Below are 16,313 nucleotides of genomic sequence, written 5' to 3'. Positions count from 1 at the left end.
CAGGCTGGCTCCCACAGGTATCTCGGGTGTTTGCAGGATCTAGGTACACCACAAATCCTGTGGGAGCTGGCTTGCCAGCGATAGGGCCGGCACTGCCGACATCTCTGTTGCCTGACCTACCGCCATCACCAACAGCCTGGCTCCCTCAAAAGGTCCGGACGCCGCGCAGTTCGTGGTTCTGGATCCATATTTCGAAAGCGTCTAGCGCCAAAGTATTAACACCATTTGAAGAATGCCCCATCGCGGGGCATCAACTAGCGTGTGTCGGGAATGTCACGGTTTTGTGATGACCGTCGCAGTCTTGATTCGCGTGCGGAATAAGCAACGCGCCAGCACGCCCCTCAAGGAAGATTTAGGCCAGGACAAGGAGTCGCCCGTGCACGCAAGGTCAAGTATCGCCCTCGTTTCGCGTTTTTCCCCACTGTCCCTTGCTGTGCACCTGAGCGTCGCCGGACTGCTGTTCGGCGGCGTCAGCGAGCCGGCGCTCGCCACCTGTTCGGTGGCCGGCTCCACGGTGACCTGCACCGGGGTGCCGAGCCTGCCGCTGTTTCTCAACAACTACGCCAGCGCCGCCAACGGCCTGACGGTCAACGTCAACGCCGGCGCGCAGATGAACGCCACCCTCGGCGGCCGGGTGCTGGACCTGACCGGGGTCAACATCACCCTGAACAACTCCGGCACCCTGGATCCGGCGCTGCTGGGGCTGGTGTCGGTGCTCAGCGGCGGCGCGTTCATCGGCACCGGCGCGGCGAGCACGGTCAACGTCCTCAACAACGCCAGCGGCATCATCCGCGGCACCGGCATGGTGCTGGGCCTGAACCTGACCAGCATCGACGGCCTGGGCATCGGCGTGAACAACGCCGCCGCCGGCACCACCAGCATCACCAACAACGGCACCATCACCTCCACCGGCCTGTCGGTGGGCGGCATCAGCCTGGCCGACACCCCGGTGGTGGGCGTGTACGGCGGCTCGACGGTGAACATGACCAACAACGGCAGCGTGCAGGGCCGGGTGGCGTTCGAGACGTCCGCCGCCGGCAACACGTTCACCAACACCGGCAGCATCACCGGCAGCGTGTCGATGGGGGTGAACAGCACCAACACCTTCACCGCCGTGACCGGCTCCAGCGTCAACGTCGGCGACGGCGTGCAGGTCACCGTCGGCCTTGGCGGGCTGATCGGGGTCAACCTGACGTTCGCCCCGACCGGGCAGATCGACGGCGGCGCCGGCGGCACCAACGCCCTGGTGCTGCAGAACACCCTCGGCGTGGGCGGCGGCACCAGCGGCAGCGGCACGGTGTCCAGCGCCACCTACGTCAACTTCAACAACCTCACCGTCAACAGCGGCACCTGGACCTTGCAGGGGCCGGTGGTCAGCGGCAGTTCGACCCTCAACGGCGGGGTGGTGCAGTTCAACAACAACGCGGCGTTCGGCAGCGGCGTATTGACCTCAAACGGCGGGATCCTCCAGGCCAGCAGCGCCGGCCTGAGCCTGGCCAACCTGATCACCTTGGGCGCCGGCGGACTGACGGTGCAAGGCGCCAACGACCTGAGCCTGACCAGCGTGCTGTCCGGCGCCGGCGGCCTGACCAAGAACGGCGCCGGCCAATTGAGCCTGGGGGCGGCGAACACCTTCACCGGCAACACCACGATCAACGCCGGCAGCGTGCAGGTGGGCAACGATCAGGCGTTCAGCAGCGGCACCGTCACCATCGGCGGCGCAGCGACGTTGACGGCGCCCGGCACCGTCAACCTGGCCAACGCCATCACCCTCAACGGCGCCCTGACCGCCAGCGGCGCCGGGGCGCTGACCCTGAGCGGCGCGCTCACCGGCGCCAGCGGCCTGACCAAGGCCGGCAGCGGCAGCCTGACCCTCAGCGGCGTCAACACCGGCTACAGCGGCACCACCACCCTGAGCGCCGGCACGTTGCGGGTCGGCAACAACAACGCCTTGGGCAGCGGCGCCCTGAACGCGGCCGCCGGCACCAGCCTGGACAGCACCGCCAACGTCACGCTGAACAACAACGTCGGCCTGACCGGTAGCCTCACCGTGCTGGGCAGCAACAACCTGACCCTGGGCGGCGTGCTCTCCGGCACGGGCGGCCTCACCAAGAGCGGTGCGGCCAGCCTGACCCTGACCGGCAACAACACCCAGAGCGGCGCGACCGCCCTCAACGCCGGCACATTGTTCGTGGGCAGCAACACCGCGTTGGGCACCGGCGCACTGAACACGGCGGCCGGTACCACGCTGGACGCGACCACCACCGTGAGCCTGGCCAACGCCGTCAACCTGGCGGCGAACCTGGTCATCGGCGGCACCCAGGCCCTGGCCCTCAACGGCGTCGTCAACGGTTCCGGCGGGCTGATCAAGAACGGCACCGCCGCCCTGACCCTGGGCGGCGGCAACGGGTTCGCCGGCGGCACGTCGCTCAACGCCGGCACGCTGATCGTCGGCGCCAACACGGCGCTGGGCAGCGGCGGCCTGACCGCGGCGGCGGGCACCACGCTCGACGCCAACACCACGGTGTCGCTGGGCAACGCGGTGACCCTGGGCGGCAACCTGAACATCGGCGGCAGCGCCAACCTGACCCTCGGCGGGGTGGTCGACGGCAGCGGCGGACTGACCAAGAACGGCGCCGCCAACCTGATCCTCAACGGCGCCAACACCTTCCTGGCCGGCACCACCCTGAGCGCCGGCACCCTGACCGTCGGCAACGCCGGGGCGCTGGGCAGCGGCGATCTGACGGTCACCGGCGCCGCGACCCTGGACAGCAGCACCAGCGTGGCGCTGGCCAACAACGTGGTGCTCAACGCCGACCTGAGCATCGGCGGCAGCAGCGGGCTGACCCTGGGCGGCGTGGTCAGCGGCGCGAGCCGGCTGATCAAGAGCGGCACGGCCAACCTGACCCTCAACGGCAGCAACACCTACAGCGGCGGCACCACCCTCAACGCCGGCAGCCTGACCGTCGGCAACGCGGCGGCGCTGGGCAGCGGTGCCCTGACCGTGGGCGGGGCGAGCACCCTCAACAGCAACGGTGCGGTCACCTTGGGCAACGCCATCACCCTCAACGCCAACCTTTCGGCTGGCGGCAGCAACGCGCTCACCCTGGGCGGCGTCATCGACGGAGCCGGCGGGCTGATCAAGACCGGCACCTCCAGCCTGACCCTGACCGGCAACAACACCTACACCGGCTCCACCTCGCTCAACGCCGGCACGCTGATCGTCGGCTCCGCCACCGCGCTGGGCGCCGGCAACCTGAACGCGGCGGCCGGCACCACGCTGGACGCCAGCACGGCCACCAGTCTGGCCAACAACGTCAACCTGGGCGGCAACCTGACCCTCGCCGGCAGCAATGCGCTGACCCTCACCGGCACGGTGTCCGGCGTCGGCGGGCTGATCAAGAACGGCGCCGCCGACCTGACCCTCAACGGCGCCAACACCTACTTCGGCAACACCGCGCTCAACGCCGGCAAACTGATCGTCGGCAATGCCACGGCCTTGGGCAGCGGCACGCTGAACGCGGCGGCCAACACCACGTTGGACGCCAACACCGCCGTCAGCCTGGGCAACGCCGTGAACGTGGCCGGCGCCCTGAACATCGGCGGCACCGCGGACCTGACCCTGGGCGGCGCGGTGAACGGCGTCGGCAGCCTGGTGAAGAACGGCAGCGCCAACCTGACCCTCAACGGCACCAACGCCTACGCGGGCGGCACCACGCTGAACGCCGGCACGCTCACCGTCGGCAACAGCTCGGCGCTGGGCAGCGGTGCGTTGACCGTCGCCGGCGCCGCGACCCTGGACAACAGTTCGGCGCTGGTCAACCTGAACAACGCCGTCACCCTCAACGCCGCCCTGACCGTCGCCGGTTCGCAGAACCTGGCCCTGGGCGGGGTGATCGGCGGCACGGGCTCGCTGGTGAAGAACGGCACGGCCAACCTGACCCTCAACGGCATCAACACCTACCAGGGCGGCACCACGCTCAATGCCGGCACGCTGACCCTCGGCACCCCGGCGGCGCTGGGCAGCGGCGCGCTCACCGTCGGCGGGGCGGCGACGCTGGACAACAGCTCGGCCCTGGTGCTGGGCAACGACATCACCCTCAACGCCGGGCTGACCGTGGCCGGCAACAACAGCCTGGTGCTCAGCGGTGTGGTCAGCGGCGCCGGCAACCTCACCAAGAGCGGGCTCGACGACCTGACGCTGATGGGCAGCAACACCTTCACCGGTGCGCTGAACATCCTCGCCGGCAGTGTCTCGACCCTGAGCAGCGGCGCGCTGGGCAACACCTCCGGCGCGGCCATCAGCGCCGGGGCCAGCCTCAACCTGGGCAGCGACGGGAGCCTGGGCGGGCTGAGCGGCAGCGGCAGCGTGCAGGTCGGCGCCGGCAGCACCCTGACCGTGGGCGGGGTGAGCACCACCAGCACCTTCGACGGCGACATCAGCGGCAGCGGCGGCCTGACCAAGGTCGGCACCGGCACCCTGAACCTCACCGGGATCAGCGGCCTGACCGGCAACACGCTGGTGAGCGGCGGCACCCTGAACCTCAGCGGCTCGCTGGCCAGCGCCCAGGTGGATGTCGGCAGCGGCGCGACCTTCACCGGCAACGGCACAGTGCTCGGCCAACTGAACGTCGCCAACGGCGGCCACCTGGCCCTGTCTTCGGGCAACCAACTGTCGACGAGCGGCTTGACCCTCGGCGCCAGCGGCAACCTCGACGTGGCCCTGGCCGCGCCGTCGACCACCTCGCTGGTCGATGTCGGCGGCAACCTGACCCTGGACGGCAACCTCAACGTCACCGACGCCGGCGGTTTCGGCGTCGGCGTGTACCGCCTGATCAACTACACCGGCAGCCTGACGGACCTGGGCCTGGACGTGGCCAGCGTGCCGGTCGGCTTCGGCCTCGGCGACCTGGTGGTGCAGACCTCGGTCGGCAACCAGATCAACCTGCTGGTGTCGGCGCCGAACGCCAACATCCGCTTCTGGGACGGCAGCCAGACCGTCCCCAACGGCACGGTGGACGGCGGCAGCGGCACCTGGAACGCCGCCGGCTCCAACTGGACCAACGTCAACGGCACCCTGAACCAGACCTGGGCCGGCGATTTCGGCGTGTTCCAGGGCACGGCCGGCACCGTGACGGTGGACGGCACGCAACTGTTCACCGGCCTGCAGTTCACCACCGACGGCTACAGCCTGGTCAACGGCACGGCGGGGCAACTGACCGCCGTCAACGGCACCGGCGGCACCACGGCGGTGCGGGTCGATCCGGGCGTGACCGCGACGGTCGGGGTGGGCATCAACGGCAGCGGCATCCTGAACAAGCTCGACAGCGGCACCCTCGTCCTCAACGGCGCCAACAGCTACAGCGGCGGCACCGCGCTGGACGGCGGCAAACTGGTGGTCGGCAGCAACACCGCGCTGGGCACCGGCACGCTGACGGCGGCGACCGGCACGCAATTGGACAGCAACGCGGCGGTCACCCTGGCCAACGCCGTGACCCTCAACGGCAACCTGACCGTGGCGGGCAGCAACGCGCTGACGCTCAACGGCGTGATCGGCGGCACCGGCGGCCTGATCAAGAACGGCGCGGCCAACCTGACCCTAGGCGGCAACAACGCCTTCCTCGGGCCGGTGGCGCTCAACGCCGGCGCACTGGTGCTGGCGTCCAACTCGGCGCTCGGTTCCGCCACCCTCAACGCGGCCGGCGGCACCACGCTGGATGCGGCCAGCGCCGTTTCGGTGAACAACGCGGTGAACCTGGCCGGCAACCTCGCCGTCACCGGCAGCAACAACCTGACGCTGGCCGGGGCCATCAACGGCGCCGGCAACCTGACCAAGAACGGCACGGCCAACCTGACGCTGTCCGGCGCCAACGGTTTCCTCGGCGGCACCACGCTCAACGCCGGCACCCTGACCGTCGGCAGCGCCACCGCCCTGGGCCTGGGCAACCTGACCGTGGCCGGCGCTTCGAGCCTCGACAGCAGCGGCGCCTTCGCCTTGGGCAACGCGCTGGTGCTCAACGCCAACCTGACGGTGGCCGGCAGCAACAACCTGACCCTGGGCGGCACGATCAGCGGCACGGGCGGGCTGGTGAAAAACGGCGCGGCCAACCTGACCCTCAACGGCACCGGCACCTACAGCGGCGGCACCACGCTCAACGCCGGCACCCTGACCCTCGGCACCGCCGGCGCGCTGGGTTCCGGTGCGCTGACCGTGGCGGGCGCCTCGACCCTCGACAACACCTCGACGCTGGTGCTGGGCAACGACGTCAACGTCAACGCCAACCTGACCGTGGCCGGCAGCAACGACCTGACCCTGGGCGGCGTGCTCGCCGGGGCCGGCACGCTGACCAAGGGCGGCGCGTCCGACCTGACCCTGACCGGCGCCAACACCTTCAGCGGCACCTTCGACGTGCAGGCCGGCAGCCTCACCACCGTCGGCAACGCGGCGCTGGGCAACAACGCCGGGGTCAACCTGGCGGGCGGCACCACCCTCAACCTCGGCGGCTCGGCGGCCATCGCCAGCCTCACCGGCAGCGGCACCGCCGACGTCGGCGCCGGCCAGTCGCTGAGCATCGGCGGCAACAACCTGAGCAGCACCTTCGACGGCCTCCTCACCGGCAGCGGCGCCCTGAACAAACTGGGCACCGGCACCCTGACACTGACCGGCGCCAGCACCCTGACCGGCGACACCACGGTCGGCGCCGGCACCTTGCGGGTCAACGGTTCGCTGGACAGCGCCAACGTGCAGGTCAACAGCGGCGGCACCCTGGGCGGCAGCGGCAGCCTGACGGGCGCGGTCACCGTGGCCGACGGCGGGCACCTGGCCCTGGCCACCGGCAGCGCGCTGTCGGTGGGCTCGCTGGCGCTCAGCGGCAACTCGAACCTGGACGTGGGCCTCGGCGCGCCGGTGTCCGGCGGCGGCAGCGCGCTGCTCAACGTCAACGGCAACCTGACCCTGGACGGCACCCTCAACGTCAGCGACCTGGGCGGTTTCGGCAGCGGGGTCTACCGGATCATCAACTACACCGGCGGCCTGACCGACAACGGCCTGCTGTTCGGCACCCTGCCGGGCAGCGTCACCCCCGGCGACCTGCAATTGCAGACCAGCGTCGGCAACCAGATCAACCTGCTGGTCACAGCGCCGGGCGTCACCGTGCAGTTCTGGGACGGCAGCCAACTGACCGGCAACGGCACCATCGAAGGCGGCAGCGGCACCTGGGGCAGCGGCACCACCAACTGGACCGACGTCAACGGCACCGTCAACCAGGCGTGGGGCAACAGCTTCGCGGTGTTCCAGGGCAGCGCCGGCACCGTGACGGTCAACGGCGCGCAGACCGTCACCGGCCTGCAGTTCGTCACCGACGGCTACAGCCTGCAGAATGGCACGGCGGGTTCGCTGAGCCTGGTCAACGGTTCCTTGGGCAACGCCACCGTGCGGGTCGACCCGAACGCCACCGCCACCCTCGGCGTGGCGCTCAACGGCAGCGGCACCCTGGGCAAATACGATGCGGGCACCCTGGTGCTCAACGCGGCCAACGGCTACACCGGCGGCACCGCCCTCAACGGCGGCAAACTGGTGGTGGGCAACGACGCGGCGCTCGGCACGGGCACATTGACCGCCGCAAACGGCACGGCGCTGGACAGCAACACCGCCGTCACCCTGGCCAACGCCGTGGTGCTCAACGGCGCACTGAACGTTGCCGGCAGCAACGCCCTGACCCTCGGCGGCACGGTCAGCGGCGCCGGCAGCCTGACCAAGACCGGTGCAGCCAGCCTGACCCTCAACGGCAACAACACCTACAGCGGCGGCACCCAGCTCAGCGGCGGCTCGCTGATCCTGGGCAACAACAGCGCCATCGGCAGCGGCGCGCTCAGCGTCCTGGGCAACGGCACCCTCGACAGCGCCAGCGCGCTGCAACTGGCCAACGCCATCGGCCTGGGCGCGCAGCTCACCCTGGCCGGCAACCAGAACACCGGCCTGATCGGCGCCATCAGCGGCAACGGCAGCCTGGTGAAGAACGGCAGCGCCGACCTTGTGCTCGGCGGCGCCAACACCTACACCGGCGGCACCACGCTCAACGGCGGCAGCACCCGCGGCGACACCAGCAGCCTGCAAGGGGCCATCGTCAACAACGCGGCGCTGACCTTCGAGCAGAACAGCGACGGCACCTACACCGGCAACCTCACCGGCGCCGGCACCTTGACCAAGACCGGCACCGGCGCGCTGCTGCTGACCGGCACCAACGGCTTCACCGGCAACACCGACGTGCAGGCCGGCACGCTGCGGGTCAACGGCGTGCTCAACAGCGCCAACGTGAATGTCGCCAGCGGGGCGAAGCTCGGCGGCGGCGGGCAGTTCGGCGGCAACGTGCAACTGGCCAGCGGCGCGACCCTGCTGGGCGGCGGCACGGCGACGCCGCTGTCGGTCGGCTCGCTGGCGCTGTCCTCGGGCAGCGTGCTGGACTTCACCCTCGGCTCGGCCGCCAGCTCCACCACAGTGGTTAACGTCGCCGGCAACCTCACGCTGGACGGCACCCTCAACATCACCAACGCCGGCGGCTTCGGCACCGGGATCTATCAGCTGTTCAGCTACGGCGGCACCCTCACCGACAACGGCCTGACTTACGGCAGCCTGCCGGTGCCGACGGGCAACCTGTCGTTGCAGACCGCCTTCGCCAACCAGATCAACCTGCTGGTGCAGGGCTCGCCGGGCGAAGTGCAGTTCTGGAACGGCGGCAAGACCAACCCCGACGGCAGCATCGGCGGCGGCAGCGGCGTGTGGGGCCCCGGCACCAACTGGACCGACCCCACCGGCACCCAGGCGCTGGGCGCCAACGGCCAGTTCGCGGTGTTCGGCGGGCAGGGCGGCACGGTCAGCGTGACCGGCAACCAAGCCTTCACCGGCCTGCAGTTCCTGGTCGGCGGCTACAGCCTGACGGCGGGCGCCGGCGGCAGCCTGACACCGGTCAACGGCCCGGGCGGCAGCCTGGCGCCGGTACGGGTCAATGCCGGGGGCAGCACGGAAATCTCCGCGCCGCTGGTGGGCACCGGCGGCATCGAGAAGCTCGACGCCGGCACGCTGGTGCTCAGCGGCGCCAACACCTACAGCGGCGGCACCACGGTCAGCGGCGGTACGCTGATCGGCAACAGCACCAGCCTGCAAGGCAACATCCTCAACAACGCTTCGCTGGTGTTCCAGCAGAACGCCGACGGCCAGTTCAACGGACGGCTCAGCGGCATCGGCGCCTTGGCCAAGCGCGGCACCGGCCGCTTGCTGCTGACCGGTGACCAGCCGTTCAGCGGCGCGGTGTCGGTGGACCAAGGCGTGCTGCAGGTCGGCAGCCGCGCGGCGCGTGCCTCGCTGGCCGGGCAGGTCACCGTGGCCAACGGCGCGGCGCTGACCGGCAACGGCAGCGTCGGGGCGGTGGTCAACCACGGCGTGGTGGCGTCCGGCGGTACGGACGGCACCCTGAGCGTCACCGGCAACCTGACCAACGCCGCCGACGGCCTGCTGGCCCTGACGGTCAGCTCGCCGACCGCCACACCGCTGGCCGTCGGCGGCACCGCGACCCTCGGCGGCGGCCTCCAGGTCAACAGCGTGGCGCCGTTCACCGGCAATACCGTGTATTCGCTGATCACGGCGGGCGGCGGCGTCACCGGCACCTTCAGCTCGACGGACCTGCCGCAGTACGCGTTCCTCGACACGAGCCTGGTGTACAGCGCCAACGCGGTGAACCTGGCGGTCAGCCGCAACGGCAATTCGTTCGCCGACGTCGCGGCCACCGGCAACCAGCGCAGCACGGCGTCGGCCCTGTCGCGCAACGGTGCGGCGGGGGCGGCGTTGCAGAACGAGATCGTCAACCTCAGCGTGGCCGGTGCGCGCAACGCGTTCGACAGCCTGTCCGGGGAGATCCACGCCAGCACCGCCAGCGCCGTGCTGGAGGATTCGCGCTATGTGCGCGACGCGGTCAACGACCGCATGCGCCAGCCGTCGTGCAGCGCAGCGGACGATCCGCGCCGGGCCCTGGCGCCGAGCGACAACCAGTTGAGCAGCAACGGCTGCCACGGCGAGATGGTCGGCTGGATCCGTGCGCTCGGCGCGTGGGGCGAGTCGGACGGCGACAGCAACAGCGCCAAGCTCGACCGCAACCTCTCGGGCTTCCTGCTCGGCACCGACAAGCAACTGGACGACCAATGGCGCGCGGGCATGGCCGCCGGCTACACCCGCAGCGACCTCGACGCCCACGACCGGCGCTCGGACGCCACGGTCGAGAGCTATCACCTGGCGGCGTACCTGAGCTCGCAGTTCGACGCCCTGGCGGTGCGCCTCGGCGCGGCCTACAGCTGGCACGACATCGAAACCAAGCGCGACGTCAGCGTCGGCAACTACAACGACCGGCTGAAGGCCAATTACGACGCGCGCAGCGCCCAGGTGTTCGGCGAGGTCGGCTACACGGTCGAAGCCGCCGGCATTGCGCTGGAGCCGTTCGCCGGGCTGGCCTACGTCAACTACGACAGCGACTCGGCCAAGGAAAAGGGCGGGGTGGGGCGGCTGAAGGCCGATGCCGACCAGGACATCACCTTCTCCACCCTCGGCGTGCGCGCCGGCAAGCTGATCACCCTGGCCAACGGCGGGCAGTTCACCCCGCGGGCGGCCATCGGTTGGCGCCACGCGTTCGGCGACACCCAGCCCGACGCCGACCTGACCTTCATCGACGGCGGTGCCTCGTTCAGCACCCAGGGCGTGCCGATCGCCGAGGACAGCGCCATCGTCGAAGCCGGCGTGGACTTCCAGATCAGCCCGACCGGCAAACTGGGGATCGGCTATTCCGGGCAACTGTCCGGCGACGGCAACGATCATGCGATGACCATCAGCTTCAGCCTAGGCTTCTGAGTTTCATGGCCGGAGCGCTTCAGCCGCCTGCAAGGGCGGCTTTTTTTTGCCTGTTTCTGGCTTCTGTGGCGAGGGAGCTTGCTCCCGCTGGGCGCGGAGCGGCCCTGAGCCCAGCGCAGGTCGGGTAGCGCGTGAAACATTCGCGGCGGGCGCCTCTGCTAGAATCCGCCCCATTCACAGCCTGAGAATTCTCCATGAGCGAGCCGATTCGTCTGACCCAATACAGCCACGGCGCCGGTTGCGGCTGCAAGATTTCCCCCCAGGTGCTGGAGGTGATCCTGGCCGGCAGCGGGGCGCAGAACCTTGACCCGAAACTGTGGGTCGGCAACGCCTCGCGCGACGACGCGGCGGTGTATGAGATCGACGCCGAGCGCGGTGTGGTCTCGACCACCGACTTCTTCATGCCGATCGTCGACGACCCGTTCGACTTCGGCCGCATCGCCGCCACCAACGCCATCAGCGACATCTACGCCATGGGCGGCGATCCGTTGATGGCCATCGCCATCCTGGGCTGGCCGGTCAACGTGCTGGCGCCGGAAGTGGCGCGGGAAGTGATCCGCGGCGGGCGCGCGGTGTGCGACGCGGCGGGCATCCCGCTGGCGGGCGGGCACTCGATCGACGCGCCGGAGCCGATCTTCGGCCTGGCCGTCACCGGCCTGGTGGAAAAGCGCCACATGAAGCGCAACGACACCGCCACCGCCGGCTGCCGGCTGTACCTGACCAAACCCCTGGGCATCGGCATCCTCACCACCGCCGAGAAGAAGGGCAAGCTGCGCAACGCCGACATCGGCCTGGCCCGCGACTGGATGTGCACCCTGAACAAGCCCGGCAGCCGCTTCGGCAAACTGGCCGGGGTCACGGCCATGACCGATGTCACCGGTTTCGGCCTGCTCGGGCACCTGGTGGAAATGGCCGACGGCAGCCACCTGACGGCGCGCATCGCCTATGACCGGGTGCCGCGCCTGGCCAGCGTCGAATACTACCTGGAGCAAGGCTGCGTGCCCGGCGGCACCTTGCGCAACTTCGACAGCTATTCGGGCAAGCTCGGCCGCCTGCAGGAGCTGCACAAGCGCGTGCTGTGCGACCCGCAGACCAGCGGCGGCCTGCTGATCGCCGTCACCCCCGAAGGCGACGCCGAGTTCCTGGCGGTGGCCGCCGAGCTGGGCCTGAGCCTTGAGCCGATCGGCGAGCTGGTCGAGCGACAGACCCACGCGGTCGAGGTGGTTTGATGCGCTTCGACTGCACCGATTACCGCGACATCTTCCTCAACGACCGGCCCCTGATGGATGCGCGCGCGCCGGTCGAGTTCCTCAAGGGCTCGTTCCCCGGCGCGGTCAACCGGCCGCTGATGAACGACCACGAACGCCAACGGATCGGCACCTGCTACAAGCAGCACGGCCAGCAGGCCGCCATCGAGCTGGGCTACCGCCTGGTGTCCGGCGCGGTCAAGGCCGAACGCATCCAGGGCTGGGCCGACTTCGCCCGGGCCCATCCCGACGGCTTGCTGTATTGCTTTCGCGGCGGCCTGCGTTCGCAGATCACCCAGCAATGGCTGCGGGACGAGGCCGGCATCGACTACCCAAGGGTCGGCGGTGGCTACAAGGCGATGCGCACCTTTTTGATCGACACCCTCGAACAGGCCATCGCCCAGTGCGATTTCGTGCTGCTGGGCGGCATGACCGGCACCGGCAAGACCGAAGCGCTGGTGCTGCTCGACAACGGCCTGGACCTGGAAGGCCACGCCAATCACCGGGGTTCGAGCTTCGGCAAGCGCGCCACCGGCCAGCCGTCGAACATCGACTTCGAGAACCGCCTGGCCATCGACATCCTCAAGAAGCGCGACGCCGGCATCGGCCAGTTCGTGCTGGAGGACGAGAGCCGGGTGGTCGGCAGTTGCGCGCTGCCGTTGCCGCTGTACCAGGGCATGCAGCAGTACCCGATGGTCTGGCTGGAGGACCGTTTCGACCAGCGCGTGGAGCGCATCCTGCGCGATTACGTGGTGGACCTGTCGGCGGAGTTTTCGGCGGTGCACGGCGAGGCAGGGTTCGCGCTGTTCTCGCAACGTCTGCTGGACAGCCTCAACAACGTGCACAAACGCCTGGGCGGCGAACGGCACCGGCGGATGCTGGAGCTGATGGAGCAGGCCCTGGCCGAGCAGGGGCGCAGCGGCGCGGTGGAACTGCACCGTGGCTGGATCGAGGGCTTGCTGCGCGAGTACTACGATCCGATGTACGTGTTCCAGCGCGAGAAGAAGGGCGCGCGGATCGAGTTCGCGGGGGAGCGGGAGGCGGTTATCGAGTACTTGAAGGCGCGGGTGAATCCGCAAGGCTGATGGTGTGGGGGCCGCCCCATCGCCAGCAGGCTGGCTCCCACCCGGATCGGTGTCGCAGGCAAGAATTGTAGGAGCCAGCCTGCTGGCGATAGCGTCAGTGAGGGAACCGCAGGGCAAGATCAAGACAGCTGACCCAACAGGTTCTGGGGTGACTGCTGACCCTTCGTTCACCCGGATCCCTGTGGGAGCCAGCCTGCTGGCGATGGCGTCAGTGGGGGCGCCGCAGGTTCGGGAACTCAGGTCGGGCAGGTGACCTTGCCGTTGTCCAGCCCCTGCTTGTAGCTGTGGCTCTGCAGGCTGGCCTTGCCGTTGTGCCAGGTCAGGGTCAGCACGTACAGCGAGTCGAAGTCTCCTGAGTCCCAGTCGTCGGCGATGGTCTGCCGCTCGCCCACGGCCTTGCCGGCCACCTTGTTGATCAGCTCCGGCAGGTAGCCGTGGGACCAGGCGGTGTAGATGGTCGCGTTGTGGTACTTGTCTTCGATCAGTTCCCGGGCCAGGTCGCTGGTGTCGTTGGCGGAGAACTCGATGTTCACCGGCAGGCCGAGCCGGATCGCGGCCGGGCTGATGGTCATCAACGGGCGGATGTAGCTGTAGGCGTTGTCCAGCTCGCCTTCCTCGACGTTGCGCGTGGGGTTGGCGGCGAACACGTAGTCGGCCTTGCCGAACTTCTCCGGCAGCAGGGTCGACAGTTCGATCGCCCGGTTCAGGCCCTGGCAGTTGAGCTGGCCCAGGCCGCCGGCGGGCTTTTCGGCGTGGCGCAGGAACACCAGGGTCTGCGTGCCGTCCACCGGTTGCGCGCGGCTTTCGCTGGATTCAAGGGAAAGAAACAGCGCAGCGGCCGCCAGCAGGGAAGGCAGGGCCACGTAGGGGCGATGCTTGAAGCGTTTGGCGAAACTCATCAGGTTCGTCATGGGCAAAGGATTCTTCAGCGGATTCGGTCAAGGCGGACAAGCCTGTGCACCTCGGGCTCCCAGCGCCGGGTGTGTTCCCTGTCGTCAATGGCGTTCCTTGCGAAGTGTGTGCGCTCAGAGTCCCCTGAGGCCCGGTTGGTTCGATCCGTGCCCCGGCAGCCTAACCACAAGATGTTACGGTTCGGTGGAGCCTCCATTATGATCGGGGCTTCAATTGTGACTGGATGCTTCCCATGACCGATCTGTCCGCGTTCCCGATCACCCGCAAATGGCCGGCGCAATGCCCCGACTGGATTCAGCTGTACTCCTTGCCGACCCCCAACGGCGTCAAGGTGTCGATCATGCTCGAAGAGATCGGCCTGCCCTATGAGCCGCACCGTGTGGGCTTCGACACCCAAGACCAGATGTCCCCGGAATTCCTGTCGCTGAACCCGAACAACAAGATCCCGGCGATCCTCGACCCGCACGGGCCGGACGACAAGCCGCTGCCGCTGTTCGAGTCCGGCGCGATCCTGATCTACCTGGCCGACAAGAGCGGCCAGTTGCTGGCCCACGAAGGCGCGTTGCGCTACGAAACGATTCAGTGGCTGATGTTCCAGATGGGCGGCATCGGCCCGATGTTCGGCCAGCTCGGCTTCTTCAACAAATTCGCCGGCAAGGACTACGAGGACAAGCGCCCCCGCGACCGTTACGTCGAAGAGAGCCGGCGCCTGCTCAGTGTCCTCAATCAGCGGCTCGAAGGCCGTGACTGGATCATGGGCGAGCGCTACACCATCGCCGACATCGCCACGTTCCCGTGGGTGCGCAACCTGATCGGCTTCTACGAGGCGGGCGATCTGGTGGGCATCGGCAATTTCCCCAACGTCACCCGGGTGCTGGAGCGCTTCCTGGCGCGGCCGGCGGTGGTGCGCGGCCTCACGATTCCTTCCTGACGGTCGCATGAACCTGCGGGAGCGAGCCTGCTCGCTCCCGCCGCCCATTGTTGCGCACGCGGTAACGCACTGTTGATTGATCCAGGTTTGTACGCCGCGCTGCGCAGGGCATAAGCTTCGCCCCCTACGACTTTCGTCTCATCCGCCGTTTTCAGGAAAGGCCCCATGTCCAGTCAGTTCCCCGAAGCACGTCCACGCCGCCTGCGCCGCAATGCGAGCCTGCGCAGCCTGTTCCAGGAAACCGAATTCACCCTCAACGATCTGGTGTTGCCGATTTTCGTCGAGGAAGAGATCGACGACTTCGTGCCGATCAAGAGCATGCCCGGCGTGATGCGCATTCCCGAGCGCAAGCTGGCCGGCGAGATCGAGCGTTACGCCCGGGCCGGGATCAAGTCGGTGATGACCTTCGGCGTGTCCCATCACCTGGACGCCAACGGCAGCGACACCTGGCGCGAGAACGGCCTGGTGTCGCGCATGTCGCGGATCGCCAAGGACGCCGTGCCGGAAATGATCGTGATGTCCGACACCTGCTTCTGCGAATACACCGACCACGGCCATTGCGGCGTGATGCACAACCATGAGGTGGACAACGACCAGACCCTGATCAACCTCGGCAAGCAAGCCGTGGCCGCCGCCCGCGCCGGGGCCGACGTGATCGCGCCGTCGGCGGCGATGGACGGCCAGGTGCAGGCCATCCGCCGGGCGCTGGACGAGGCCGGGTTCGCCCAGACCGCGATCATGGCCTATTCGACCAAGTTCGCCTCGGCCCTGTACGGCCCGTTCCGCGAGGCCGGCGGCAGCGCGCTCAAGGGCGACCGCAAGAGCTACCAGATGAACCCGATGAACCGCCGCGAAGCCCTGCGCGAATCGCTGCTGGACGAGCAGGAAGGCGCCGATGCGCTGATGGTCAAGCCGGCCGGCGCGTACCTGGACATCATCCGCGACATCCGCCAGGCCTCGAACCTGCCGCTGTCGGCGTACCAGGTCAGCGGCGAGTACGCGATGATCAAGTTCGGCGCCCAGGCCGGCGCCATCGACGAAGGCCGCGTGGTGCGCGAAAGCCTCGGCGCGATCAAACGGGCCGGCGCGGACCTGATCTTCACCTACTTCGCGATGGACCTGGCCCTGGCCGGAATCTGACCGACCCTGCAAACCTGAATGTGGGAGCCAGCCTGCTGGCAATGGCGGTGGGGCAGGCAATAGAGATGTCGGCTGAACTGGCCTCATCGCTTGCAGGCAAGCTC

General features: G+C 68.8%; 6 protein-coding genes. 5 read left to right on the top strand and 1 reads right to left on the bottom strand.

Going from position 1 to position 16,313, the window contains the following annotated elements; genetic code table 11:
- The first annotated feature begins 376 nt into the window (after positions 1-376).
- The 3 genes from ACIP0B_RS25055 (at position 377) to mnmH (ending at position 13,226) form a co-directional block, all read left to right on the top strand.
- Positions 377-10,894: an autotransporter-associated beta strand repeat-containing protein gene (locus ACIP0B_RS25055; protein WP_400837050.1), complete on the top strand. Its 10,518-nt coding sequence runs from the start codon at positions 377-379 to the stop codon at positions 10,892-10,894.
- 194 nt (positions 10,895-11,088) lie between these two features.
- Entirely contained in the window at positions 11,089-12,123 is a 1,035-nt protein-coding gene (selD, locus tag ACIP0B_RS25050) for a selenide, water dikinase SelD (RefSeq protein ID WP_400837047.1), read from the top strand.
- Entirely contained in the window at positions 12,123-13,226 is a 1,104-nt protein-coding gene (mnmH, locus tag ACIP0B_RS25045; protein WP_400837044.1) for a tRNA 2-selenouridine(34) synthase MnmH, read from the top strand. Before selD ends, mnmH begins: the two co-directional genes overlap by 1 nt.
- 236 nt (positions 13,227-13,462) lie before the next feature.
- Here mnmH and ACIP0B_RS25040 read toward each other — a convergent pair whose 3' ends face one another.
- Complete coding sequence (locus ACIP0B_RS25040) at positions 13,463-14,137, bottom strand: histidine phosphatase family protein (RefSeq protein ID WP_400837041.1); 675 nt, start codon at positions 14,135-14,137, stop codon at positions 13,463-13,465.
- 233 nt (positions 14,138-14,370) lie between these two features.
- Between ACIP0B_RS25040 and ACIP0B_RS25035 the strand changes: the two genes are divergently transcribed.
- Together ACIP0B_RS25035 and hemB are read left to right on the top strand one after the other, a co-directional pair.
- On the top strand, positions 14,371-15,069 hold the full coding sequence (locus tag ACIP0B_RS25035) for a glutathione S-transferase family protein (RefSeq protein WP_400837038.1): 699 nt from the start codon (positions 14,371-14,373) through the stop codon (positions 15,067-15,069).
- A gap of 165 nt (positions 15,070-15,234) precedes the next feature.
- Positions 15,235-16,209: a porphobilinogen synthase gene (gene hemB / locus ACIP0B_RS25030; RefSeq protein WP_400837035.1), complete on the top strand. Its 975-nt coding sequence runs from the start codon at positions 15,235-15,237 to the stop codon at positions 16,207-16,209.
- The last annotated feature ends 104 nt before the right edge of the window (positions 16,210-16,313 follow it).

The organism is Pseudomonas sp. NPDC089534, from assembly GCF_044749305.1.
In the GTDB taxonomy this organism is placed as follows: domain Bacteria; phylum Pseudomonadota; class Gammaproteobacteria; order Pseudomonadales; family Pseudomonadaceae; genus Aquipseudomonas; species Aquipseudomonas ekonensis.
The sequence above is the reverse complement of the archived record's forward strand: the minus strand, read 5'-3'. Positions and strand labels throughout refer to the sequence as shown.

Coding starts and splice junctions, on each gene's coding strand:
- selD (WP_400837047.1), top strand. CDS start 11,089: ATGAGCGAGCCGATTCGTCTGACCCAATACAGCCACGGCGCCGGTTGC.
- mnmH (WP_400837044.1), top strand. CDS start 12,123: ATGCGCTTCGACTGCACCGATTACCGCGACATCTTCCTCAACGACCGG.
- ACIP0B_RS25040 (WP_400837041.1), bottom strand. CDS start 14,137: ATGACGAACCTGATGAGTTTCGCCAAACGCTTCAAGCATCGCCCCTAC.
- ACIP0B_RS25035 (WP_400837038.1), top strand. CDS start 14,371: ATGACCGATCTGTCCGCGTTCCCGATCACCCGCAAATGGCCGGCGCAA.
- hemB (WP_400837035.1), top strand. CDS start 15,235: ATGTCCAGTCAGTTCCCCGAAGCACGTCCACGCCGCCTGCGCCGCAAT.